The sequence below is a fragment of the Aeromicrobium sp. Sec7.5 genome, assembly GCF_036867135.1.
Classification (GTDB): Bacteria; Actinomycetota; Actinomycetes; order Propionibacteriales; family Nocardioidaceae; genus Aeromicrobium.
The window spans coordinates 1,216,310-1,236,904 of sequence record NZ_JBAJIJ010000001.1 but is presented as its reverse complement, the minus strand read 5'-3'; the positions used below and the strand labels follow the sequence as shown (position 1 = coordinate 1,236,904).

At 70.9% G+C, this 20,595-nt stretch carries 17 protein-coding genes; 3 read left to right on the top strand and 14 right to left on the bottom strand.

Going from position 1 to position 20,595, the window contains the following annotated elements; translation table 11 throughout:
• Positions 1–7: 7 nt before the first annotated feature.
• Both V6S66_RS06235 and hisD read right to left on the bottom strand, forming a co-directional pair.
• On the bottom strand, positions 8–1,174 hold the full coding sequence (locus V6S66_RS06235; RefSeq protein ID WP_334205879.1) for a histidinol-phosphate transaminase: 1,167 nt from the start codon (positions 1,172–1,174) through the stop codon (positions 8–10).
• Positions 1,167–2,477, bottom strand: coding sequence for a histidinol dehydrogenase (gene hisD / locus V6S66_RS06230; RefSeq protein ID WP_442885916.1), 1,311 nt, complete (start codon positions 2,475–2,477; stop codon positions 1,167–1,169). The genes V6S66_RS06235 and hisD overlap by 8 nt, the downstream gene beginning before the upstream one ends.
• A gap of 58 nt (positions 2,478–2,535) precedes the next feature.
• Here hisD and V6S66_RS06225 point away from each other — a divergent pair, with 58 nt between their 5' ends.
• Together V6S66_RS06225 and ybaK are read left to right on the top strand one after the other, a co-directional pair.
• Entirely contained in the window at positions 2,536–3,765 is a 1,230-nt protein-coding gene (locus tag V6S66_RS06225) for a benzoate/H(+) symporter BenE family transporter (RefSeq protein ID WP_334205878.1), read from the top strand.
• A complete protein-coding gene (gene ybaK, locus V6S66_RS06220; RefSeq protein WP_334205877.1) occupies positions 3,762–4,238 on the top strand; it encodes a Cys-tRNA(Pro) deacylase in 477 nt (158 codons plus the stop codon). The genes V6S66_RS06225 and ybaK overlap by 4 nt, the downstream gene beginning before the upstream one ends.
• On the opposite strand, the gene V6S66_RS06215 is transcribed toward ybaK, so the two are convergent.
• The 9 genes from V6S66_RS06215 to V6S66_RS06175 all read right to left on the bottom strand — a co-directional run bounded on the left by V6S66_RS06215 (position 4,182) and on the right by V6S66_RS06175 (position 15,278).
• A complete protein-coding gene (locus tag V6S66_RS06215) occupies positions 4,182–4,745 on the bottom strand; it encodes a hypothetical protein (protein ID WP_334205876.1) in 564 nt (187 codons plus the stop codon). The two genes, ybaK and V6S66_RS06215, sit on opposite strands and share 57 nt — an antisense overlap.
• Positions 4,742–8,308, bottom strand: a complete 3,567-nt coding sequence (gene dnaE, locus V6S66_RS06210) for a DNA polymerase III subunit alpha (RefSeq protein WP_334205875.1) — start codon at positions 8,306–8,308, stop codon at positions 4,742–4,744. The genes V6S66_RS06215 and dnaE overlap by 4 nt, the downstream gene beginning before the upstream one ends.
• Before the next feature lie 152 nt (positions 8,309–8,460).
• Positions 8,461–9,798 carry a hypothetical protein gene (locus tag V6S66_RS06205; protein ID WP_334205874.1) on the bottom strand — a complete coding sequence of 446 codons (1,338 nt, stop codon included), beginning with the start codon at positions 9,796–9,798 and terminating at the stop codon, positions 8,461–8,463.
• Between the two features lie 134 nt (positions 9,799–9,932).
• Positions 9,933–11,153 carry a pyridoxal phosphate-dependent aminotransferase gene (locus tag V6S66_RS06200; RefSeq protein WP_334205873.1) on the bottom strand — a complete coding sequence of 407 codons (1,221 nt, stop codon included), beginning with the start codon at positions 11,151–11,153 and terminating at the stop codon, positions 9,933–9,935.
• A gap of 92 nt (positions 11,154–11,245) precedes the next feature.
• Complete coding sequence (locus V6S66_RS06195; protein ID WP_334205872.1) at positions 11,246–12,064, bottom strand: ABC transporter permease; 819 nt, start codon at positions 12,062–12,064, stop codon at positions 11,246–11,248.
• Positions 12,061–13,047 carry an ATP-binding cassette domain-containing protein gene (locus V6S66_RS06190; RefSeq protein WP_334205871.1) on the bottom strand — a complete coding sequence of 329 codons (987 nt, stop codon included), beginning with the start codon at positions 13,045–13,047 and terminating at the stop codon, positions 12,061–12,063. Before V6S66_RS06190 ends, V6S66_RS06195 begins: the two co-directional genes overlap by 4 nt.
• Positions 13,048–13,327: 280 nt before the next feature.
• Positions 13,328–14,254, bottom strand: coding sequence for an RluA family pseudouridine synthase (locus tag V6S66_RS06185; RefSeq protein ID WP_334205870.1), 927 nt, complete (start codon positions 14,252–14,254; stop codon positions 13,328–13,330).
• Between the two features lie 5 nt (positions 14,255–14,259).
• Positions 14,260–14,904: a signal peptidase II gene (locus V6S66_RS06180; protein ID WP_334205869.1), complete on the bottom strand. Its 645-nt coding sequence runs from the start codon at positions 14,902–14,904 to the stop codon at positions 14,260–14,262.
• The gene (locus tag V6S66_RS06175) at positions 14,877–15,278 is read right to left on the bottom strand and encodes a TraR/DksA family transcriptional regulator (RefSeq protein WP_334205868.1); all 402 of its coding nucleotides are present in this window, start codon (positions 15,276–15,278) and stop codon (positions 14,877–14,879) included. The genes V6S66_RS06180 and V6S66_RS06175 overlap by 28 nt, the downstream gene beginning before the upstream one ends.
• Positions 15,279–15,353: 75 nt before the next feature.
• On the opposite strand from V6S66_RS06175, the gene ileS reads away from it, so the two are divergent.
• Entirely contained in the window at positions 15,354–18,548 is a 3,195-nt protein-coding gene (ileS, locus tag V6S66_RS06170; RefSeq protein WP_442885915.1) for an isoleucine--tRNA ligase, read from the top strand.
• 252 nt (positions 18,549–18,800) lie between these two features.
• Here ileS and V6S66_RS06165 read toward each other — a convergent pair whose 3' ends face one another.
• The 3 genes from V6S66_RS06165 to V6S66_RS06155 all read right to left on the bottom strand — a co-directional run bounded on the left by V6S66_RS06165 (position 18,801) and on the right by V6S66_RS06155 (position 20,510).
• The gene (locus V6S66_RS06165; protein ID WP_334205867.1) at positions 18,801–19,595 is read right to left on the bottom strand and encodes a DivIVA domain-containing protein; all 795 of its coding nucleotides are present in this window, start codon (positions 19,593–19,595) and stop codon (positions 18,801–18,803) included.
• A 90-nt stretch (positions 19,596–19,685) separates the two neighbouring features.
• Positions 19,686–19,979: a YggT family protein gene (locus V6S66_RS06160; RefSeq protein WP_334205866.1), complete on the bottom strand. Its 294-nt coding sequence runs from the start codon at positions 19,977–19,979 to the stop codon at positions 19,686–19,688.
• Positions 19,980–19,985: 6 nt separating this feature from the next.
• Positions 19,986–20,510 (bottom strand): cell division protein SepF, encoded by a 525-nt coding sequence (locus V6S66_RS06155; protein ID WP_334205865.1) that lies wholly within the window; start codon positions 20,508–20,510, stop codon positions 19,986–19,988.
• Positions 20,511–20,595 lie beyond the last annotated feature (85 nt).

Below are 20,595 nucleotides of genomic sequence, written 5' to 3'. Positions count from 1 at the left end.
AGCGGGGTCAGCGTGCCTCGACATCGGTCACCTCCTGGAGTGCGGTGTGGAACGCGTGCATCTCGTCGGGCGTGCCGATCGAGACGCGCAGCCATCCTAGGGGTCCGGTCTCGCGCACCAGGACTCCGCGGTCGACGAGTCCCTGCCACACGGCGTGCCGGTCGGAGAAGGTGCCGAAGAGCACGAAGTTGGCGTCGGACTCGGCCACGGTGAAGCCGTCGTCGTGCAGCCGTTGCGCGGTGCGGTCGCGCTCGACCCGCAGCCCGTCGACCTGCGCCAGCAGCTCAGGCGCGTGGCGCAGGGCGGCCTCCGCTGCGGCCTGCGTGACCGACGACAGGTGGTAGGGCAGGCGCACGATCCGCAGCGCGTCGACGATGGCCGGGTCGGCGGCCAGGTAGCCCAGTCGCCCGCCGGCCAGCGCGAACGCCTTGCTCATCGTGCGGGTCACCACCAGCCGCGGGAACTGCGCGAGCAGCTCGAGCGCCGAGGGGGTGCCGGCCCGGCGGAACTCGGCGTAGGCCTCGTCGACCACCACGATGCCGGGCGCGGCTTCCAGCACGGCGCGGGTGTGCAGCGGGTCGAGCGCGGTGCCCGTGGGGTTGTTGGGCGAGGTGAGGAACACGACGTCGGGCTGCTCGGCCTCGATCAGCGCGACCGCGGAGTCGGCGTCGATGCCGAAGTCGTCGCGGCGCTGCCCGGCGACCCAGCGCGTGTGGGTGTTGCGCGCGTACTCGGGGTACATCGAGTACGTGGGCGCGAACGACAGCGCGGTGCGTCCGGGACCGCCGAACGCCTGCAGGATCTGCTGCATGACCTCGTTCGACCCGTTGGCCGCCCACACCCGGTTCGCGTCGAGCCCGGCCACCTCGCGCGAGAGGTAGTCGGCGAGCGCCGTGCGCAGGCCCCATGCCTCGCGGTCGGGGTAGCGGTTGAGGTCAAGCGCCGCGGCGCGCACGGACGAGGCGATGTCGTCGGCGGTCGCCTCGCTCGGCCCGTACGGGTTCTCGTTGGTGTTGAGCCGCACCGGCACGTCGATCTGCGGCGCACCGTAGGGCTCCTCGCCCCGCAGCTCGTCACGCAGCGGCACCCAGTCCGGCACCCCGGCGGGGGTGCCGGGCTCCGGGCGGCGATCAGACCCGGCGGGGGTGCCGGGCTCCGGGCGGCGATCAGACATCGCGGGCCAGCCGGATCGAGACGGCGGCGCCGTGGGACGGCAGGTTCTCGGCCTCGGCCAGGGTCACGACGTGCGGACCCACCTCGCGCAGGGCCGCTTCGGAGTACGTGACGACCTGCATGTTCTTGCAGAACGCGCGCACCGAGAGCCCCGACGAGTGGCACGCGCACCCCGCGGTGGGCAGGACGTGGTTGGAGCCGGCCGCGTAGTCGCCGAGCGACACGGGGCTGAAGGAGCCGACGAAGACGGCACCGGCGTTCACGATCTGCGCGGCGACCCCGGCGGAGTCCTCGGTCTGGATCTCGAGGTGCTCGGCGGCGTAGGCGTTGGCCACCTGGATCGCCTGGTCGATGTCACGGACGAGCACGGTGCCCGACTGGCGCCCCGCCAGGGCGGTGCGGATCCGGTCGACGTGGCGGGCCCGGTCGACCTGGTCCGCGAGCGCCACGTCGACGCGGTCGGCGAGGTCCTCGCTGTCGGTGATGAGGACGGACGCCGCCATGGGGTCGTGCTCGGCCTGGCTCACGAGGTCGGACGCGACGAGGTCGGCGTCGGCGCTCGCGTCGGCGATGACCGCGATCTCGGTCGGCCCGGCCTCGGAGTCGATCGCGACGGTGCCCTGGAGGTACCGCTTGGCGGCTGCCACGTAGATGTTGCCCGGCCCGGTGATGAGGTTGACCGGAGCGCAGTCGTCGGTGCCGTACGCCAGCATCGCGAGCGCCTGGGCGCCGCCGGCCGCGTAGACCTCGTCGACGCCGAGCAGCGCGCACGCCGCCAGGATCGACGGGTGCGGCCATCCGGCCCCGTCCCAGTGCTCGCGGCTGGGCGGGCTGGCAAGGGCGACGCCGGCCACGCCGGCCACCTGGGCCGGGACGGCGTTCATGACGACGGTGCTGACCAGGGGCGCCAGGCCTCCGGGCACGTAGAGACCCACGCGCTGCATCGGCACGATCCGGCGCTCCACGACCGCACCGTCCGCGACGGTGGTCGTGACGCTGTGCTCCAGCTCGGCCTCGCTCGTGACGCGCAGACGCGCGATCGAGACCTCGAGCGCCGCGCGGATCGCGGGATCGAGCTCGGCCAGCGCGGTGGCCAGCACCTCGGCCGGCACCCGCAGCTGCGCAGGACGAACCCGGTCGAAGCGCTCGCCGGCGTCCAGGACCGCGTCGGCGCCTCGCGCACGGACGTCCTCACAGATCGGCCGCACCGCGTCGAGCGCCTGGTCGACGTCGAGCTCGGCGCGCGGAACGGCATGACCGTAGACGCGCTGCCACTCGTGGGCTTCGGGGGTCAGCTGGCGCAGGTCAAGACGTCGGAGCACGCAGCGAAGTCTACGGAGGCGGCGGCGTAGGCTACGCGCCGTGTCCGACGCGCGACCTCCAGCCATCGACTCCGCGGGCGTGCGCGCACCGATCGTGGCTGGTCTGGTCGCGGCGCTCGTCGGATTCACGTCCTCGTTCGCGGTCGTCATCGCGGGTCTGCGGGCCGTCGGCGCGACTCCGGCCCAGGCGGCGAGCGGACTGCTGGCCCTCTGCCTGGTCTTCGGGCTCGTGATGCTGGGGCTCGCCACCTGGACGCGGCTCCCACTGTCGTTCGCCTGGTCCACACCGGGGGCCGCGCTGCTGGTCAGCACGGGCACCGTCGACGGTGGATGGGCCGCTGCGGTGGGAGCCTTCGCCGTCACGGGGGTGCTCCTGGCGCTGACCGGTCTCGTGCCTGCCCTCGGTCGGCTCATCGGTCGCATCCCCGTCCCGCTGGCCCAGGCGATGCTGGGCGGGGTGCTGCTGCAGCTGTGCCTCGCGCCGTTCGTGGCCGTGGCCGACTCCCCCGCCCTGATCGCGCCGATCCTGCTCGTGTGGCTGGTGGCCACGCGGTGGTTGCCGACGTGGGCGGTGCCGATCGCGTTCGTCGTCGCCCTCGGCGTCATGGCGACCGACCTCGCGACGAGCGACGCCGCCGTGCCGCGTGCCGATCTCGTGCCGACCTTGAGCTGGACGACGCCGGCCTTCACCGTCGCGGCCGTGATCGGCATCGCGGTGCCGCTGACCGTCGTGACGATGGCGTCGCAGAACATCCCCGGAGTCGCCGTCATGGCGTCGTACGGCTATCGCGTCCCGTGGACCCCGAGCATGGTGGCCGCCGGAGCCGGCACCGCGATCGTCGCCCCGTTCGGCGGGCACGCGATGAACCTCGCCGCACTGTCGGCCGCTCTCACGGCCGGCGACGGAGCCGGCGCGAAGGACCGCCGCTGGATCGCCGCAGCCACGGCCGGCGTGGCCTATCTCGTCCTGGCTCCGGCCTCCGCGGCGCTCGTGGCGCTGACCGCATCGGCCGCGCCCGGCATCGTCGAGTCCGTCGCGGGGCTCGCGCTGCTGGCGGCGTTCGCGGCGGCGATGCGCGGTGCGCTCGACGACACGGAGCACCGGACCAGCTCGGCGGTCGCCTTCCTGGTGGCCGCGTCCGGCATCACGATCGGCGGCGTCGGCGGCGCGTTCTGGGCGCTCGTGCTCGGGCTCGCGGTGCGCTGGACCATCGAACGTCCTCGACCTGACGCCGCGGCCGATCCGGCGGATCCGGCGGATCCGGCATGAGCAGTGCGGGCACGCCGGCGACCGAGGCGCTCAAGGCGGCCGGCGTCGACTTCACGATCCGGGCCTACGAGCACGACCCCCGGGCGACCTCATACGGTCTGGAGGCGGCCGAAGCCCTCGACGTCGACCCTGACCGGGTCTTCAAGACCTTGATGGTCCAGGCCGACGACGGCCTGGCCGTCGTCGTGGTGCCGGTGAGCTGCTCGGTCGACCTGAAGGCGGCCGCGTCGGCCCTCGGCGCCAAGCGGGCCCGGATGGCCGACCCCGCAGCGGCCCAGCGGGCCACGGGCTATGTCCTGGGCGGCATCTCACCGATCGGGCAGAAGCGTCGCCACCCCACGGTCATCGACGAGACGGCCGAGCTCTGGGACACCGTGCTGGTCTCGGGCGGCCAGCGCGGGCTCGACCTCGAGCTGTCACCGCAGGACCTGATCGACCTCACCATGGGGATCGTGGCGGCCGTGGGCCGCTGAGGACGCAGCCTTCTGCCAGCGCTGCTCCTCGGCGCGGGCGTCGGCGCGCGCCGAGGGGTTGAGCGCGACACCCGGCAGCAGACCGGCGATCGCCGCGATGGACCACGCGAGGAACGCCGCGGGGATCGTGACGGTGAGCTCGTCGGGGATCGTGTCGCCCGTCGAGACCCCGCTGACCGTGGAGGGGTCCGGCGGACCCCACACCATGCCGAGCTGCCAGGCGATCAGCGTGGCGACCGCTCCGGCTCCGGCCGCGACGACGACCAGTGGCCACCCGACCGGGCGCGCCAGCACACCGAGCAGGAAGCCCAGCAGAAGTCCCCCGCCCAGACCGACCACCGCGAACGCGATCGAGACGGCGAACTGGGCGGTGACGGCCTCCTGGCCCATCTGCAGGCTGCCGTCGGCGACGGTCCAGCGCGCCGGCTCGGCGAGCTGGACCCACACGACGGCGCCGGCGAGCCCGGTGAGGACCGTCATGAGGAGCACGCTCAGCGGCCACTTCATGCGAGGCAGTTCGGGCCGAGGAGCTCTTTGAGGTCGGCGATGAGCGACGACGACTGGGTCACGCGGTACGCCCGGTCCAGACGCATGACGCGGGTGCCCGAGGAGCTGACGAGTCTGAGGTGGACCTCGCTGGCCCCGGGATGGGCGGCGAGCACCTGCTTGAAGCGCGCAATCATGTCTGCGGTACAGCGTGCCACTGGCATGGTGACGGCGATCGGCGCCTCGCTGCCGCCGACGCTCATGGCCGGCATCGTGACCTCGGTGGCCATGAGGTCGAGGCCTTCGTCCTTGCGGCGGACCCGCGCCTTGACGGCGACCACCTGATCGGCCCGCAGCAGGTCGGCCGCCAGGGCGTAGGCGGCCGGGAACACCATGACCTCGACCGAGCCCTCGAGGTCCTCCAGCGTGATGGACGCCCAGGTGTCGCCCTTCTTGGACAGGCGGCGCTGCACCCCGGTGACGAGGCCGCACAGCTTGACCATCGAGCCGTCGGGGCGCTCGGTGTCGGTGACCAGGTCGACGATCGAGACGTCGCGACTGGCCTGCAGGACGTGCTCGAGACCCAGCAGGGGATGGTCGGAGACGTAGAGGCCGAGCATGTCGCGCTCGAAGGCGAGCAGCTGGGTCTTGTCCCACTCCGGCACGGGCGGGATCGTGATCGACACCCCGCCACCACCGTCGTCGTCGACCCCGCCGAAGAGGGAGTCCTGGCCGATCGCGGCGTTGCGCTTGAGGTCGAGGTGCTGGTCGACCGCCTCCTCGGCGATCGTGACGAGCGCGCGGCGGCCGTGCTTCATGGAGTCGAAGGCACCCGCCTTGATGAGCGAGTCGAGGACCCGCTTGTTGCACACCGTGAGCGGGACCTTGTCGAGGAAGTCGGCGAAGTCGGTGTACGCGCCCTTCTCCTCGCGAGCCTCGATGATGCCGCCGACCACGTTCTCGCCGACGTTGCGGATCGCGGTGAGGCCGAAGCGGATGTCGGTGCCGACCGAGGCGAAGTTGGCCTGCGACTCGTTGACGTCGGGCGGCAGCACCTGGATGCCGAGGCGCCGGCACTCGCTGAGGTAGATGGCGGACTTGTCCTTGTCGCCCCGCACGCTCGTGAGCAGCGCTGCCATGTACTCGGCCGGGAAGTTGGCCTTGAGGTAGGCGGTCCAGTAGCTGATGACCCCGTAGGCGGCCGAGTGGGCCTTGTTGAAGGCGTAGTCGGAGAACGGCAGCAGGATCTCCCACAGGGCCGTGATGGCCTGCTGGGCGTAGCCACGCTCGAGCATCCCGGCCTGGAAGCCGGCGTACTGCTTGTCGAGCTCGGACTTCTTCTTCTTGCCCATCGCCCGGCGCAGGTTGTCGGCCTGGCCGAGGCTGAATCCCGCCAGCACCTGGGCGATCTCCATGACCTGCTCCTGGTACACGATCAGGCCGTAGGTCTCGCCCAGCACGGTCTCGAGCGGCTTCTCGAGCTCGGGGTGGATGGGCTCGATGGGCTCGCGGCCATTCTTGCGCCGGGCGTACTTGTTGTGCGAGTCGGCACCCATGGGGCCGGGCCGGTACAGCGCGCCGACGGCCGAGATGTCCTCGAACTTGTCAGGGCGCATGCTGCGCAGCAGGGCACGCATGGGCCCGCCGTCGAGCTGGAACACCCCGAGCGTGTCGCCGCGCGACAGCAGCTCGTAGGTGGCCGGGTCGTCGAACGTGAGGTCCTCGAGGACGACCTCGACGCCGCGGTTGAGCCGGACGTTCTCGAGCGCGTCGTCGAGCACCGTGAGGTTGCGCAGACCCAGGAAGTCCATCTTGACCAGCCCGAGCGCCTCGCACATCGGGTAGTCGAACTGCGTGATGATCGCGCCGTCCTGGTCGCGCCGCATGATCGGCACGATGTCGATGAGCGGCTCGCTGCTCATGATGACGCCGGCCGCGTGCACGCCCCACTGCCGGATCTGGCCCTCGAGCCCGATCGCGGTGTCGTAGATCGTGCGGACCTCGGCGTCCTGGGCGTGCATCTCCCGGAACTCCTTGGCGTCGTTGTACCGCGGGTGCTGGTCGTTGAAGAGGTCGCCGAGCGGCACGCCCTTGCCCATGATGTCGGCGGGCAGCGCCTTGGTGATCTTCTCCCCGAGCGGGAAGTCGTACGACAGCACGCGCGTGGCGTCCTTGATGGCCTGCTTGGACTTGATGCGGCCGAACGTGGCGATCTGGGCCACGCGCTCGGAGCCGTACTTGCGCGAGACGTAGTTGATGACCTCGCCGCGACGACGCTCGTCGAAGTCGATGTCGAAGTCGGGCATCGACGGACGCTCGGGATTGAGGAACCGCTCGAAGATCAGGCCGTGCGTGAGCGGGCACAGGTCGGTGATGCGCAGGGCGTAGGCGGCGATCGAGCCGGCACCGGACCCACGACCCGGGCCCACCCGGATGCCGTTCTCCTTGGACCAGTTGATGAAGTCGGCGACCACGAGGTAGTAGCCGCAGTAGCCCTTGGTCTTGATGACGTCGAGCTCCATGTCGACCCGGGCGCGGACGGCGTCGGTGAGGGCGTCGCCGGGATAGCGGGCCTCGATGCCGCGCCAGACCTCCTCGACGAACCAGCTCTCCTCGTCGTGGCCGGGCGGCACGTCGGCCTTGGCCATGTAGCCGCCGTTGGACTCGGTGAACTCCATGTCACAGCGCTCGGCGATCAGGAGCGTGTTGTCGCAGGCCTCCTTCATGCCGTAGGAGTCCTCCCACAGCGAGCGCATCTCCTGGGCCGACTTGATGTAGTAGCCGCCCCCGTCGAAGGCGAAGCGCTTGCCGCCCTGGGCGTACGTGGGCTCGGAGAGCCGGCTGCCCGAGTTGACGCAGAGCAGCGCCTCCTGGGCGTCGGCGTCCTCGGGGTTGTTGTAGTGCGAGTCGTTGGTGGCGACCGGCGGGATGCCGAGCTCCTTGCCCAGCCGCAGCAGGTCGTCGCGCACGACCTTCTCGATCGAGAGGCCGTGGTCCATAAGCTCGAGGAAGAAGTTCTCCTTGCCGAAGATGTCCTGGAACTCGGCGGCCGCTGCGCGGGCCTCGTCGTACTGCCGCAGGCGCAGCCGGGTCTGGATCTCGCCGGACGGACAACCCGTGGTGGCGATCAGGCCCTTGCCGTAGCGGTTGAGGAGCTCGCGGTCGGCGCGGGGCTTGAAGTAGTAGCCCTCCAGGCTCGACAGCGATGACATGCGGAACAGGTTGTGCATGCCCTCGGTGCTGGTGGCGAGCATCGTCATGTGCGTGTACGAGCCGCCGCCGGAGACGTCGTTGCCGCCCTCCTCCTCGGAGTTGCCCTTGCCCCAGCGGACGCGGCGTCGCTCGGAGCGGTGGGTGCCCGGGGTCAGGTACGCCTCGAGGCCGATGATGGGCTTGACGCCGTGCTGGCGCGCCTTGGACCAGAAGTCGTACGCGCCGTGCAGGTTGCCGTGGTCGGTCATCGCGATGGCGGGCATCCCGAGACCGGCCGTGCGCTCGAACAGGCCGTCCAGGAGCGAGGCTCCGTCGAGCATCGAGTACTCGGTGTGGACGTGCAGGTGCACGAAGGACGAGTCGCTCGACATCGCGTGGACGGCCTCCTCACGGCAGTGCCGGGACGTGAGTCGCGGCAGGTCACGGTCTCGATCGCGACGAGGGTCGCGGAGAGGGTGTCAGCCTAGTCGAGCCCACCGACGGGACCGTGACGCCACGCCTCCCCCGCCGCTGTCCGGCCGGGTCAGCCGCGGCGCAACGCCGAGAACTCGGCCATGATCGCCGCGACCTCGGCCGCGTGACGCTCCTCCGCGGCCACGAGCTCGTCCTGCAGGGCCACGACCTGGTCGCTGAGTGACTCGGCCTCGGCCTCGTAGTCCTCGATGTCCTCGCGCGCCTGGGCCAGCTGGACCGCTGCTTGCGCGGCCGCGGCCAGGTCGTCCTCGCGGTCCGACAGGGATCGCAGGAGGCTGCCGACGCGGGTCTCCAGGTCGGCGGTGGCCGCGCGGGCGGCATCCAGGTCGGCCTCCAGGCCGGCGGTGGCCGTCGCGTGACCGGTCTGCATCGCCTCGGTGGCCGTGACGTGCTCGGCGGCCTGGCGGCGCAGGTCGGCATTCTCCCGCTCGGCACGCTCGGCGCGTCGGGCGGCCTCGACGAGGTCGGCGGCGATCTCGACGAGATCACGCTCCCGCTCGGAGAGCGCCTGGCGGGTCTCGACCAGCTCGCGGTCCGCGACGTCGAGTCGTTCCCGCACGGCCTCGAGGTCCTGCGTGCGGTCCTGCATCTGCCGCACCTCGGCCTCGAGGTCGGCGACCCGCGCCCGCGAGCCGTCGAGGTCTCGCTCCAGACCCGAGGTCTGACGACGGAGGTCGTCGACCTCGTGAGCGCCCTCGCCCAGGCGTCGCTCGAGCGACTCGCGCTCGGCCGTCAGCTCGGACACGCGCGTCGACAGCTCCGAGACCTGCGCCGGCAGGTCGGCGGAGCGTGCGTCGACCTGGCCGAGCTCGGCCCGCAGGGCGTCGACCTGCTCGGTGCTGCGCGCTGCACGGGCCAGGAGCTCGTCGCGCTCGGCACGGATCCGGTCGCGCTCGGCGACGAGCTGGTCGCGCTCGGCGAGGATCTCGGCGAGCTGACCCTCGATCTCCCGGCCGGCCTCCTCGGGCGGGGCCGGACGACGCTCGAGCCGGGCCACCTCGGCCTCCAGCGCGACGACCCGCATGGCGGCATCGGCCACGCGCGCCTCGCGCTCGTCGACCTCGTCGGCGCCCTCGGCGAGGCGCCGCTGCAACGACTCGCGCTCCGCCAGCAGCTCAGTCACGCGGTGCGTGAGCTCGGCGACCTCCTCGGACGCCGCCGCGTCGACCGGCTCCGGTGCGTCCCGATCGACCTCGAAGGGGACCCCCGCAGCCCGGCGTCCCGCACGTGCCGGAGCCGCCGGGCTCACCGCCTCCTCGGCCCGAGAGCCGCTGGATCGCCGCCGCCCGCCGACGACGGGGCGACGGAGAGACGTGAGGTCGCGGGCGGAGAGGGCGCGACGGGGCGGGTCCTGCTCGCGCTCGACATTGTCCTCGAGCGAGGACATGGCAAGGCGCAGGATCGATTCGTCGCTGTCGTGGGGGTGACTCACCGGCATCCGATTCCGTGGGGGTGGAGGAGCGTGCGGTCCATGTTAGCCGCGCGATCGCCCTGAGGCCGCCGAATTGACCCTCGGACGTGCTAGGCCTGCCGATAGGTCGACAGGAACTCCCCCATCCGACCGATCGCCTCGGCGAGGTCGCGCGACCACGGCAGCGTGACGATCCGCAGGTGGTCGGGGTCGGGCCAGTTGAAGCCGGTGCCCTGGGTGAGCAGGATCTTCTCCGACTCCAGCAGGTCGAGCGCGAACTGCTGATCGTCCTTGATCGGATACATCTCGGGGTCGAGTCGCGGGAACACGTACAGCGCCCCCCGGGGCTCGACGACCGTGACACCCGGGATCTTGCGCAGCTCCGTGACGGCGGTGTCGCGCTGCTCCAGCAGCCGCCCCCCGGGCAGGATCAGCTCCCGGATCGACTGGTAGCCGCCGAGCGCGACCTGGATCGCATTCTGGGCGGGCACGTTCGGACACAGGCGCATCGACGCCAGCAGAGTGATGCCCTCCAGGTAGTCGCGGGCCCGCTCGAGCGGACCCGTGACCGCCAGCCATCCGGCTCGGTAGCCGCACACCCGGTACGCCTTCGACAGACCGTTGAAGGTCAGCGTGAGCACGTCGGGAGCGATGCCGGCCATCGCGTGGTGCACGGCGTCGCCGTAGAGGATCTTGTCGTAGATCTCGTCGGCCATCAGCACGAGATCGTGCCGGCGTGCCAGCTCGGCGATGCGTTCGAGGGTCTGCTGGGAGTAGACCGCGCCCGTGGGGTTGTTGGGGTTGATCACGACGATCGCCCGCGTGCGGTCGGTGATCTTCGCCTCGAGGTCGTCGAGGTCGGGGTTCCACTCGTTGTCCTCGTCGCACCGGTAGTGCACGGGGGTGCCGCCGGCGAGGTTCGTGACCGCGGTCCAGAGCGGGTAGTCCGGGATCGGGATCAGGACCTCGTCGCCGTTGTTCAGCAGCGCCTGCAGCGCGATCTGGATCAGCTCGGAGACGCCGTTGCCGATCCAGACCTGGTCGATGTCGAGCGGCGGGAAGTCGGGAGTGAGCTGGTAGTGGTGCACCACCGCGCGACGCGCGGACTGGATGCCGCGGGAGTCGGAGTAACCGGCAGAGCCGGGCAGCCCGGCGATGACGTCCTGCAGGATCTCGGCCGGCGCGTCGAAGCCGAACGGCTGGGGGTTGCCGATGTTGAGCTTGAGGATGCGATGGCCCTCGGACTCCAGCTGGGCGGCTCGGGCGCTGACGGGTCCCCGGATGTCGTAGAGGACGTCTCTCAGCTTCTCGGACTGCCGTACCAAGCTCATCGTTCCATTGTGGCAGGACAGGTGCGGGCCACGGTGCACCCGCAGGAGGCCACTCGCGAACCCGTGGCCTCCTGCAGGTGCGTCCGCCGGTGTCAGCGGCTGCTGGCGATGCGGTACTGGCGCACCGACAACGGCACGAACACCACGAGGATGAGGACCACCCAGATCAACGTGTAGAGCACGGGGTTCTGGATCGACCAGGCATCGGGCACCGGGACGGCGGCCGACGTGTTGCCGAACAGCTCGCGGACGGCCTGCGTGACCGCCGAGACGGGATTCCACTCCACGACGGTGCGAAGCCCGCTCGGGAACGACTCCAGCGGCACGAAGGCGTTCGAGACGAAGGTCAGCGGCATGATGACCAGGAACGACGCGTTGTTGATGACCTCGACGCTCGGCACCAGCAGGCCGATGTAGCCCATGATCCAGCTGATGGCGTAGGCGAACAGGATGAGCAGCGCGAACGCCGCGAGCGCATCGAGGACGCCCTCGCGGATGCGCCACCCGACCAGCAGGCCCGTGAGCGCCATGATGATGAGCGACAGCACGTTGTAGATGATGTCGCTCGTGGTGCGACCCACCAGGACCGCCGAGCGCGACATCGGGAGGGACCGGAACCGGTCGATGATGCCCTTCTGCATGTCCTCGGCCAGACCAGCGCCGGTGAAGGTGGCACCGAAGACGACCGTCTGGGCGAAGATGCCGCCGACGAGGAACTCCTTGTAGTCGAGCCCGGCGCCGGCGTCGATGGCACCGCCGAAGACGTACGCGAACAGCAGCACGAACATGATCGGCGACAGCAGGACGAAGACCAGGATCTCCGGGACCCGCTTGATCTTGATGACGTTGCGCTTGGCGACGACCCAGCCGTCGGTGGCGACGCGCAGGGGGCTGGTGCGGGTGGCGCTCATGAGCGGACCTCCGTCTCGGTCTCGGATGCGGGCGCGTCGTCCTCGGCGGCGCGGCCCGTCAGGGTGAGGAACACGTCGTCGAGGGTGGGTCGCCGGAGCCCGACGTCGAGCAGCTCGACGCCGTCGTCGCGCAGGGCCTGCAGCACCTGCATGAGCCGGCCGGCCCCGTCGTCGTCGACCGCGCCCGTGACGGAGCGTCGCGCCGGGTCGGCCTGGACCTCGCCCTGGGCGACGCCGGCCAGGGCACGCGCCGCGTCGTCGAGGCGGGCGACGTCGGCCACGACGACCTCGATCCGCTCGCCCCCCGTGCGGGACTTCAGCTCGTCGGCCGTGCCGCGGGCGATGGCCTTGCCCTGGTCGATGACCACGATGTCGTCGGCGAGCAGGTCGGCCTCTTCGAGGTACTGCGTCGTGAGCAGCAGCGTGGTGCCGTCGGACACGAGGTCGCGGATGACGGCCCACATCTGCTGACGGCTGCGCGGGTCGAGTCCCGTGGTGGGCTCGTCGAGGATCAGCACGGGCGGTTCGGCCACCAGCGCTCCTGCCAGGTCGAGGCGACGGCGCATGCCGCCGGAGTAGGTCTTGGACGGGCGGTCGCCGGCGTCGACCAGGTCGAAGCGCTCGAGCAGGTCACGCGCCCGGGAGGAGGCCTGCTTGCGGCTCATGCCGTAGAGACGACCGACCATCTCGAGGTTCTCGAAACCCGTGAGGTGCTCGTCGACCGCCGCGTACTGGCCGGACAGGCCGATGCGGGATCGGACCCCCATGGGATCGGCCAGCACGTCGACGCCCGCGACCTGTGCGGAGCCCTCGTCAGGACGCAGCAGCGTGGCGAGGATGCGCACCGCGGTGGTCTTGCCGGCCCCGTTGGGACCGAGCAGCCCCAGGACGGTGCCCTCGGGCACCACGAGGTCGAGCCCCGCCAGTGCGGTGGTGTTCTTGTAGCGCTTGACCAGCCCGGTCGCGCGGATCATGTCGGACATGGGGGCCAGCCTGCCGGAGGCGGCGGACACTTTTGGTCGGAAAGGTCGAGAATTCGGCCGATCGTCGGTTTCGTGACCGCTGCGGGTGGCGCGGACAAGCGGCCACGGACCACCCGGCGGGGCGACCGACGACGATGCATCGCGGTAGCCCCAGCAACCGGAATGCATCGTCCTCGGTCTACCCGGCAACGCTCGGCACCCCGGAGACCCCTCCGCCGTCGTCCGTGGCCGCTTGTCAGCAACCACGCTGAAACGCCACCCGGCGACGGCGAGCCCCTGCTCAGTCGAGCGAGCGGATCAGGTCGAGCGCCTTCTGGAGGTCATCGGGGTAGGTCGACTCGTAGTCGACGGCCAGGCCCGTGCGGGGGTGCACGAAACCGAGGCCGACGGCGTGCAGCCACTGGCGCTCGAGACCGACGCGTGACGAGAGCGTCGGGTCTGCGCCGTAGAGCGGGTCGCCGACGCACGGGTGCTTCAGGGCGCTCAGGTGCACGCGGATCTGGTGCGTGCGCCCCGTCTCGAGCTTGATCGTCAGCAACGAGGCGTACCGGTGGGCCTCGAGCGTGTCGTAGTGCGTGACGCTCGCCCGGCCACCGTCGCGCACCGTGAACTTGAAGTCGTGCTTGGGGTGGCGGGCGATGGGTGCGTCGATCGTGCCGGTGTGCGGATCGGGGTGTCCCTGCACGAGCGCGTGGTACGTCTTGTCGACGACGCGATCGCGGAAGTACTGCTTCATGACGGAGTACGCGTGCTCGGACTTGGCCACGGCCATCAGACCGCTCGTGCCCACGTCGAGCCGGTGCACGATGCCCTGGCGCTCGGGTGCGCCCGAGGTGGAGATCCGGTACCCGCGGGCGGCGAGCGCGCCGAGCACCGTGGGTCCGTTCCAGCCGACGCCGGGGTGGGCCGCGACGCCGACCGGCTTGTCGACGATCACGAGGTCGTCGTCGTCGTGCACGATCTTCAGGTCGTCGACCGGGATCGCCTCGACCCGCACGGGAACGACCGACGGGATCGTGGCCTCCAACATGGCTCCGGCGAGGACGCGCTCGGACTTGGCCGGCGGGTTGCCGTCGAGCAGCACGTGCCCGTCGGCCACGAGCTCGGCGGCCCGCGAACGGGACAGCCCGAGCAGGCGGGCGAGCGCGACGTCGACCCGTTCGCCCTCGAGTCCTTCGGGGACGGCGATCACGCGGAGGTCACTCACGGGACCTAGTGTCCCCCGTCGGGGTGCTCGGCGATGTCGTCGGGGCCGTCGGGGCCCGCACGATGCTCCCCGCCCGGCTCGGTGCGCTCGTGCTTGCCGGTCTCGGGACGGTCGAGGTCACGGCGGCCGTCAAGGCCGATGCCGCGCCACGACTGCACCAGGATCAGGATCGCCGCGGCGGTCAGGTAGATGTCGGCGACATTGCCCACGAACAGGCCGCCGTAGTCGATGAAGTCGACGACGTGGCCCCGCAGCGGCTCCGGCTCGCGCAGGAGGCGGTCGGTCAGGTTGCCGGTCGTGCCGGCGAGCAGGAGTCCGAGCGCCAGGCGCCACACGCCGTCCTGCAGGCGCGGCGCCAGCCGGACGACGACCACGGCCACACCGATCGCGATGATCGTCAGCAGCACCGTCATCGAGGTGCCGAGGCCGAACGCGGCCCCGGGATTGCGCAGGAACCGCAGCTCGAGGACGTCGGGCACGACCCGGATCGGGTCCTGGCCCTCCAGTCGCGCGACCGCCCAGACCTTGGTGGCCTGGTCGAGCGCCCACGCCGCGAGGACTCCGGCACCGAACCCGATCAGGAGCCGGCCGCGGGCCTTGTGGCCCCCGGGAGCCTCAGCGTTCAGCGTCGTTCCTCGCGCTGCTTGCACGGGATGCACAAGGTCGCGCGGGGGAAGGCCATCAAACGGTTCTTGCCGATCGCCTCGCCGCACGACTCGCACTGGCCGTAGCTGCCGTCGGCGAGCCGACCGAGGGCCTTCTCGGTCTGGAACAGGAGCTCCTGCTGGTTGGCGCGCAGCGACAGCTCGGCGTCGCGCTCCAGACCCTTCGAGCCGACGTCGGCCTGGTCGTTGCCGGCACCGTCCGAGCCGTCGTCGAGCAGGTCCGCGAGGTCGCGGGCCGTCTGCTCGAGCTCGTCTCGCAAGCGGCCGAGATCAGCCTCCAGCTCGGACTTGACCTCCGCCAGCTCACTCTCGGACCAGGGGTCCTCGTCGCTGCGGACGAGGAGCGTCGACTTCGGCATGCGCCGGACAGTAGACCGCCGCGCCAAGCGTGGCAACTTCGCCTCGCCGCAGGTGCCCTGACGGCGCTCCGTAGAATCGCGCGTGTGACCTCTCCCCCGACCTCCGACACCGCACCCGACACCGGGTCCGCCTCCTCCGATCGACCCGTGTACCGCGCCGTCCCGGCGCAGATCGACCTCCCGGGGCTGGAGCGCGAGATCCTCGACCTGTGGGAGTCCGAGGGCACCTTCGCAGCGAGCCTGTCCGAACGCGCCGACGCCCCGCGATGGACGTTCTACGAGGGCCCGCCGACGGCGAACGGCGTGCCGGGCACGCACCACGTCGAGGCACGGGTCTTCAAGGACGTCTTCCCGCGGTTCAAGACGATGCAGGGCCACCTGGTGGAGCGGAAGGCCGGCTGGGACTGCCACGGCCTGCCGGTCGAGATCGCGGTCGAGAAGGAGCTGGGCTTCAACGGCAAGCCCGACATCGAGGCCTTCGGCATCGCGGAGTTCAACGCGAAGTGCCGCGAGGCGGTGCTGCGCAACGTCGGTCAGTTCGAGGACATGACCGATCGCATGGGCTACTGGACCGACATGGCCCACCCCTACCGCACGATGGACAGCGAGTACGTCCAGAGCGTGTGGTGGGGCCTGCGCCAGATCTTCGACAAGGGCCTGCTCGTCGAGTCGCACCGCGTGGCCCCCTACTGCCCGCGCTGCGGCACCACGCTGTCCGACCACGAGCTCGCACAGGGGTACGAGACGATCGTCGACCCCTCGGTCTACGTCCGGTTCCCGCTCACGAGCGGCCCGCACACCGGCGTCGACCTGCTCGTCTGGACCACGACGCCCTGGACCCTCGTGTCGAACACCGCAGTCGCGGTGCACCCCGACCACACGTACGCGATCGCCCGCAACGGCGACGACCGCGTGATCGTGTTCGAGGGCCTGGTGTCCGCGGCCCTCGGCGACGACTGGGTCATCGAGGAGACCTTCCCGGGCCGCGACATGGAGCGCTGGACGTACCAACGTCCGTTCGAGCTGATCGACGTCCCGGACTCCCACTTCGTCGTGCTCGCCGAGTACGTCACGACCGACGACGGCACGGGACTGGTGCACCAGTCCCCCGCCTTCGGTGCCGACGACATGGAGGTCTGTCGGGCCTACGGCCTGCCGGTCGTCAACCCCATCACGTCCGACGGCCACTTCGAGGCCGACGTCCCCCTCGTCGGCGGCGCGTTCTTCAAGGAGGCCGACCCGACCCTCGTCGCCGACCTCGAGGCGCGCGGCCTGCTGTTCCGGGGGCTCGACTACGAGCACTCCTATCCGCACTGCTGGCGCTGCCACACGCCGCTCATGTACTACGCGCTGCCCGCCTGGTACATCCGCACGACCCAGATCAAGGACCAGCTGATCGCCGAGAACGAGGGCACCGCCTGGTTCCCCGAGACGATCAAGCACGGGCGCTACGGCGACTGGCTCGACAACAACCAGGACTGGGCGCTCTCCCGCTCCCGCTTCTGGGGCACGCCCCTGCCCATCTGGCGCAATGACGCCGACCCGACCCAGATCGTCTGCATCGAGTCGCTGAAGGAGCTGTCCGAGCTCACGGGGCGCGACCTGTCCGACCTGGACCCGCACCGCCCGTTCATCGACGACGTCACGTTCACGGTCGACGGCCAGGCCGGCACCTATCGCCGGGTCCCGGAGGTCATCGACGTCTGGTTCGACTCCGGCTCGATGCCGTTCGCGCAGTGGGGCTACCCGCACGCCCCGGGCTCGGCCGAGAAGTTCGAGCGGGCCTACCCGGCCCAGTACATCTGCGAGGCGATCGACCAGACCCGTGGCTGGTTCTACTCGCTCATGGCGGTCGGCACCCTCGTGTTCGACAAGTCGTCGTACGAGAACGTCGTCTGCCTGGGCCACCTCCTGGCCGAGGACGGCCGCAAGATGAGCAAGCACCTGGGCAACATCCTGCTCCCGATGCCCCTCATGGACGAGCACGGCGCCGACGCGCTGCGCTGGTTCATGGCGAGCTCCGGCTCCCCCTGGTCGGCGCGCCGCATCGGCCACGTCACGCTCACCGAGATCGTGCGCAAGGTCCTGCTGACCTACTGGAACACCGTGGCCTTCCACGTGCTCTACGCGCGTGCTGCGGGCTGGGCACCGGGCGCGGACGTGCCGCCACCGGCCGACCGCGACGTGCTCGACCGGTGGGTGCTCTCGCAGCTGCAGCTGCTCACCGCAGACGTCACCTCCGATCTGGAGCAGTTCGACACGCAGTCCGCCGGTGCCCGCATCGCGCGATTCGTCGACGACCTGTCGAACTGGTACGTCCGTCGCTCGCGCCGCCGCTTCTGGGCCGGCGACCCCGCGGCGCTCGCGACCCTCCACGAGACGATCGACGTCCTGACGCGCCTCATGGCGCCGCTGGTGCCGTTCATCACCGAGCGGGTCTGGCAGGACGTCGTGCGTCCGGTCGAACCCTCGGCGACGGCGTCGGTGCACCTGGCCGCGTGGCCCGTCGCCGACCCGACCCTCGTGGTCGACGGTCTGGACGAGCGCGTGCACCTGGCCCGTCGCGTGACCGAGCTCGGGCGCGCGGCCCGGGCGGAGGCCAAGGCCAAGGTCCGCCAGCCGCTGCGCCGCGCCCTGATCGCCTCCTCCGCCTGGCAGAGCCTCGGTGAGGAGCTGCGCGCCCAGGTCTGCGAGGAGCTCAACGTCGGGCGCCTCGACGCGCTGGGCGAGGCCGGAGGGGCGCTCGTCGACCACTCGGTCAAGGGCAACTTCCGTGCTCTCGGCAAGCGCCACGGCAAGCAGACGCCCCGGGTGGCCGAGGCGATCGCCGCGGCCGACCCGACGGACCTGGCCACGACGCTGCAGGGCGGAGGCACGGCCACGGTGATGGTCGACGGCGCCACGGTCGAGGTCACGCTCGACGACGTCGTCATCTCCGAGCGGCCGCGCGAGGGCTGGTCGGTCGTCAACGACCAGGGCGAGACCGTCGCGCTCGACCTGGAGCTCGACGACGAGCTGCGCCGGGCCGGTCTGGCCCGCGAGGTCATCCGGGCCGTGCAGGAGGCGCGCAAGTCGTCGGGATTCGACATCACCGACCGCATCACGCTGCGCTGGGGCGGCACCGCCGCCGTGGCCGAGGCCATCGAGGTGCACGGGCGCGAGATCGCCGACGAGGTGCTGGCCCTCGAGGTCACGCGCACCGAGGACACGTCGGGCCTGCCGTTCACCGACGACGAGATCGGCCTCGGCTTCGCCGTCACGAAGGTCTGACCACGAGCGAGAGCGCACGGACGGGGCGAGCGTGGTTCCGCTCAGCCCCGCCTGACCGCCCGGCCCAGATGTGCTGCCTCATCCACCAGACACCTCGCGGTGTGTGGTGGATGAGGCAGCACATCTGGAGGCTCGGGTCCAAGCCTGCTTGTGGGAACCAGGGGCGAGCGTCGGACGGGCACTGGGCAACGACGAGGGGCCCCCACCAGCGTGTGCTGGTGGGGGCCCCTCGTGCTTCCGACCGGGGACGTCTCAGACGTCGTCGTCGCCGAGCAGCGAGCGCATACGGCGCGGTGCCTGCTCGCCGGCACCGGTGCCGGTGCCGTTGCTCTCCGGAGCAGCACTGGCCTCGGGGGTGTTGTCCGACGAGGCGAGCTGCTCGAGCTGCGTCTGGAAGTAGTTCTTCAGACGCGCGCGGTACTCGCGCTCGTAGGCGCGCAGGTGCTCGACCTCACGCTGGGCCTCGTAGCGCTCGCGCTCGATGCTGGCCAGCGCCTGCTCACGACGCTGCTTGGTCTCGTCGTCGAGCTTCTGCGCGCGGATGCGGGCGTCGGTCTCGAGACGATCGGCCTTGCCGCGCGACTCGGTCTCGAGACGCTCGGCCTTGGCGCGGGCCTCGCCCACGATGCGGTCGGCCTCTTCCTTGGCCGCCTCCATGAGCTGGTCGGCGTTGGTCGAGGCGATCTCGAGCAGTCGCGCCGCGGCGGACGAGGCGTCGGCGATCGACGGCTTGCTGGCCACCGGCGCAGCAGCGACCGGCGCCGGCTCCGGCTCGGGCTCAGGCTCGGGCTCGGCGACGGGCGGTGCCGCCACGGCGGGAGCCGGCGCCTCCTGCGCGGGGGGCGCGACCTGCGGGATCAGGCCGGTCGGCTCGCCCGTGGAGGCGGCCGCGACCTTCGCGCGCAGCTCGTCGTTCTCGACAGTGAGACGCTCCAGCTCGGACTCGACTTCGTCGAGGAACTGATCCACCTCTCCCATGTCGTATCCCTCGCGCAGGCGCACGGGAGTAAAGCGCTTGTTGCGCACGTCCTCAGGAGTCAGGGGCATCAGTTCACCTCATGGTCGGGTTGAGACTTCCGGTCGATCCTACGGTACCGGTCGATCATCCACTCCTGCCACACCCGCCCCACGGGTGTCTCAGGTAGCGGTGGCTCGGACCACACTCATGAGGATCTGGATCACGATCAGCAGGATCAGCGGGGACAGGTCGAGCATGACCTGTCCGAGCCGCAAGGGGGGGATGACGCGACGGATCGCGCGCAGCGGCGGATCGGTGACGTAGTAGATCCCCTCGCACAGCACGGCGACCCAGCCACTGGGTGCCCAGTTACGGGCGAACACCTGGATCCACTCGATGACGAATCGAGCCAGGAGCAGGACGATCGCGATCCAGAGGACCAGCAGGACGATGTCGGCGACGCCAGAAGGCATACGCGGTCAGGTGCGGTCGTAGAGGCCACCGCCGGCAATGCGCTGCTTGTCCTCGTCGGACACCACCACATTGGCCGGGGTGAGCAGGAAGACACCAGCGGTGACGCGGGTGATCGCTCCGTGGACCGAGAACACCAGGCCCGCGCCGAAGTCGACCATGCGCTTGGCGTCGGAGTCGTCGAGCTCGGTGAGGTTCATGATGACCGGGACGCCGCTGCGGAAGTTCTCGCCCACGACGCGGGCGTCGTTGAACGTGCGCGGGGTGACGGTCTCGATCCGGGTCAGCTCGGCGTCGGCCGAGGAGACCTCACGGCGGCGACGGTCGTCGATGTGCGCGACGGCAGCCGGGCGGATCACCGCGGGCGTGCGCGCCGCGCGCTGCTCACGAGCACCGTGCTCGCGGACCGGGGCCGCAGCCTCGGCGCCTCGGGGCTCTCGCGAGGGAGCCGGCTCGTCGTCGTAGACGTCGTCGTAGTCGGCCTGCTCGACGAGGCCGAGGTACTCGCCCATCTTTCGCATTGCGCCAGCCATGACTGCCCCTCGTGTGTCTGGTGCGGGTGGACCGGCACCGTGGTTCGTGGTTCGTGGTTCGAGAGTTGACTCAAATCACATGAGT

What these genes read in the sequence shown, in the direction of transcription:
- dnaE (WP_334205875.1), bottom strand. Translation starts at nt 8,308, where the DNA reads ATGTCGAGCGACTCGTCCTTCGTGCACCTGCACGTCCACACCGAGTAC.
- V6S66_RS06155 (WP_334205865.1), bottom strand. Translation starts at nt 20,510, where the DNA reads ATGGCTGGCGCAATGCGAAAGATGGGCGAGTACCTCGGCCTCGTCGAG.
- V6S66_RS06175 (WP_334205868.1), bottom strand. Translation starts at nt 15,278, where the DNA reads ATGCCGAAGTCGACGCTCCTCGTCCGCAGCGACGAGGACCCCTGGTCC.
- V6S66_RS06165 (WP_334205867.1), bottom strand. Translation starts at nt 19,595, where the DNA reads ATGCCCCTGACTCCTGAGGACGTGCGCAACAAGCGCTTTACTCCCGTG.
- V6S66_RS06160 (WP_334205866.1), bottom strand. Translation starts at nt 19,979, where the DNA reads ATGCCTTCTGGCGTCGCCGACATCGTCCTGCTGGTCCTCTGGATCGCG.
- V6S66_RS06195 (WP_334205872.1), bottom strand. Translation starts at nt 12,064, where the DNA reads ATGAGCGCCACCCGCACCAGCCCCCTGCGCGTCGCCACCGACGGCTGG.
- ybaK (WP_334205877.1), top strand. Translation starts at nt 3,762, where the DNA reads ATGAGCAGTGCGGGCACGCCGGCGACCGAGGCGCTCAAGGCGGCCGGC.
- V6S66_RS06205 (WP_334205874.1), bottom strand. Translation starts at nt 9,798, where the DNA reads ATGTCCTCGCTCGAGGACAATGTCGAGCGCGAGCAGGACCCGCCCCGT.
- V6S66_RS06235 (WP_334205879.1), bottom strand. Translation starts at nt 1,174, where the DNA reads ATGTCTGATCGCCGCCCGGAGCCCGGCACCCCCGCCGGGTCTGATCGC.
- V6S66_RS06200 (WP_334205873.1), bottom strand. Translation starts at nt 11,153, where the DNA reads ATGAGCTTGGTACGGCAGTCCGAGAAGCTGAGAGACGTCCTCTACGAC.
- V6S66_RS06215 (WP_334205876.1), bottom strand. Translation starts at nt 4,745, where the DNA reads ATGAAGTGGCCGCTGAGCGTGCTCCTCATGACGGTCCTCACCGGGCTC.
- V6S66_RS06190 (WP_334205871.1), bottom strand. Translation starts at nt 13,047, where the DNA reads ATGTCCGACATGATCCGCGCGACCGGGCTGGTCAAGCGCTACAAGAAC.